At 67.6% G+C, this 2,359-nt stretch carries 3 protein-coding genes; 2 read left to right on the forward strand and 1 reads right to left on the reverse strand.

The window, feature by feature from the left end; genetic code table 11:
* Positions 1–486, reverse strand: a 486-nt coding sequence (locus tag ACRWND_RS30580) for a VOC family protein (protein WP_431955190.1), incomplete at its 3' end; no start/stop codon positions are given.
* A 272-nt stretch (positions 487–758) separates the two neighbouring features.
* Here ACRWND_RS30580 and ACRWND_RS30585 point away from each other — a divergent pair.
* A complete protein-coding gene (locus ACRWND_RS30585; protein ID WP_431955192.1) occupies positions 759–2,012 on the forward strand; it encodes an IS256 family transposase in 1,254 nt (417 codons plus the stop codon).
* Positions 2,009–2,359, forward strand: a 351-nt coding sequence (locus ACRWND_RS30590) for an HAD domain-containing protein (protein WP_431955194.1), incomplete at its 3' end; no start/stop codon positions are given. The genes ACRWND_RS30585 and ACRWND_RS30590, both read left to right, overlap by 4 nt.

A 2,359-nucleotide genomic window follows, 5' to 3' on the forward strand; every position in this document is an offset into this window, starting at 1 on the left:
GTTGGCGAAGCCGCCCATGGGCTCAATGATCTCCAGGTTGGTTCCGTCAGGGTCGTTGAAGTAGGCGACCTTGGTGCCTAGGGCTTCGTCCGGGGTGACCTCGCCCTCGATGAAGGTGTAGTCATCGCCCAGGAAGTCGTAACCGGCCTCCTTCATCCGCTGATAGACCGCATCGAAGTCGTCGACCTTGAAGCACAGGTGCATGGAACCGGGGCGGTTCGCCTTGCCGTGTGTCCGCTTGCCCGCCGGCTCCGTGAACTGGATGAGGTCGATACCGAGCCCGTCGATGTTGATCGTCGCGTACCGCAGGTTCGCGACGGGCAGTCCCTGCGACTTACCGAACGGCACGCTGCTCATGGTTCCCTGGGCGACGGGTCCACGACCGGTCAGGGCCGTGTAGAACGCGATCGACACGTCCAGGTCCGAGACCGAGATCCCGGCGTGGGCGGCCTTCGTGAGGTTCATGGAAGTAGCGGCGACAGTCATGAGGGATCCTCCTTGAGTTCCTTGACAGGCATCACTGCCCTGGTACCCAGGTAACACGTCTTGTCACATCGTCGGATCAAGAACCCGAGCTCGCCTCAACGGGTTTCCGACCGCCGGGGGGTTGCTGAGGTTCCCCGCAGTGCGGGAGGAGCAATGCTCAAGACCTGTGGATCGGTTCCGGGAGGGCACGCGGAGGGCGTACCTTCCCGAATGATCCTTTGATGGTCACCGAGTAGGCCCGCGTTCGCAGCGCGGGTCGGGAAGGCACGCCCGTGCTCAGCGTAGTGAACGCCGACGGTTCCACCGAGTCCGGCTCCCTGATCGACGAGATCGTCCGCGAGGGGGCCCGGCGGATGCTTGCCGCCGCGCTGGAGGCTGAAGTCAACCAGTACATAGCCGAGTTGGCTGCCGAGACTGACGCGGCCGGGCGTCGCCTGGTGGTCCGCAACGGCCGTCACCGGCCCCGCACGGTCGTCACCGCCGCAGGTCCGGTCGAGGTCACGGCCCCACGTGTGAACGACAAGCGGGTCGACGCGGCCACCGGCGAGCGGATGCGGTTCTCCTCGAAGATCCTGCCGCCGTGGTGCCGCAAGTCGCCCAAGATCAGCGAGGTGCTGCCGCTGCTCTACCTGCATGGCCTGTCCTCGGGGGACTTCGTGCCCGCGCTGGAGCAGTTCCTCGGCTCGGCGGCCGGCCTGTCGCCGGCCACCGTGACCCGGCTGACGAAGCAGTGGAGCGACGATCACGCCGCCTTCCAGCAGCGCGACCTGTCCGAGTCCGACTACGTGTACGTGTGGGCGGACGGGGTGCACCCCAAGGTCCGGCTCGGGCAGGCACATTCCTGCGTCCTGGTGCTGATGGGTGTGCGCCTGGACGGCACCAAGGAACTGATCGCGCTGGCCGAGGGGCTGCGAGAGTCCACCGAGTCGTGGGCCGACCTGCTGCGCGACTGCCGCCGCCGGGGCATGCGCGATCCCGAGCTGGTCGTCGGCGACGGCGCGATGGGGCTGTGGAAGGCGCTCGCCGAGGTGTTCCCGGCCGCCCGCCACCAGCGCTGCTGGGTCCACAAGGCCCGCAATGTCACGAACGCCCTGCCGAAGTCCGCACAGCCGGGCGCGACGAAGGCGATGCAGGAGATCTACAACGCCGAGGACCGCGCCCATGCCGAGAAGGCGATCGAGGCGTTCGCGAAGACCTACGGCGCGAAATGGCCCAAGGCCGTAGCGAAGATCACCGACGACGCCGAGGAACTGCTGGCGTTCTACGACTTCCCGGCCGAGCACTGGATCCACCTGCGGACCACGAACCCGATCGAGTCGACCTTCTCCACGGTCAAGCTCCGCACCAAGGTCACCCGCGGCGCCGGAAGCCCAGCCGCAGCCCTCGCGATGGTCTTCAAACTCGTCGAATCCGCCCAGGCTCGCTGGCGCGCAATCCGCGGAGCCCACCTCGTCGCCCTGGTCCGCGCCGGCGCCACGTTCGAAAACGGCGTCCTGGTCGAGCGCGAGGAGGTCAGTGCGGCATGACCCGGCAGGTGAAACGCCCGCTGCTGTTCCTCGATGTCGACGGGCCACTTCTTCCGTTCGGCCTGAGCCCGCAGCGCGAGCCGAAAGACACAGGCCCCCACCCTCACCTGGCGCGACTCAACCCCAAGGTGGGGATTCGGCTGGCGGCGCTGCCGTGCGAACTGGTCTGGGCCACGACCTGGGAGGACGAGGCGAACGCCGAGGTGGCACCCCGGATCGGGCTGCCGCGGCTGCCCGTCGTGAACTGGCCGGAGCCATCCGCCGAGCATGAACACGAGGACCGGTGGTTCGGACTTCACTGGAAGACCCGGACCCTGGTGGAATGCGCAGCTGGCCGCTCGTTCGCG

Source organism: Actinacidiphila sp. bgisy167, assembly GCF_965342175.1.
Classification (GTDB): domain Bacteria; phylum Actinomycetota; class Actinomycetes; order Streptomycetales; family Streptomycetaceae; genus Actinacidiphila.